General features: G+C 69.5%; 1 pseudogene. It reads right to left on the reverse strand.

Annotation, left to right across the window (positions count from 1 at the left end):
* Window positions 1–380 (reverse strand): annotated as a pseudogene (locus tag AC5RWQ_RS30770) (transposase); the annotation flags it as partial.

Consider the following 380-nt stretch of genomic DNA (forward strand, 5'->3'; position numbering starts at 1 on the left):
GCGGTCAGGCGGCCTTCGAAGGCCACTCGAAGGCGTTCAGGGCGGGTTTCCAGCGCATGGTCCATCGCCGGCGGCCCTGCCCGGTCGGGTCAAGGCTCATCACTGCGAGGTAGACGCATTTGAGGGCGGCGCCCTCGTTGGGGGACTGGCCGCGGGCTCGGACGGCTCGGCGGATCCGGGCGTTGACGGACTCGATGGCGTTGGTGGGGCAGATGACGGTGCGGATCTCGGCGTCGAAGGCCAGGGATGGCACAACTCCGCCCAGGCCTGGTCCCACAGTCGGATGATGGCCGGATACTTCCCGCCCCATGCCTGCGCGAACTCGGCGAAGCGTTCCCGGGCGGCGGCTTCGGTCGCCGTGTAGACGGGCTTGAGGGCTT

Source organism: Micromonospora sp. BS32 (assembly GCF_059089345.1).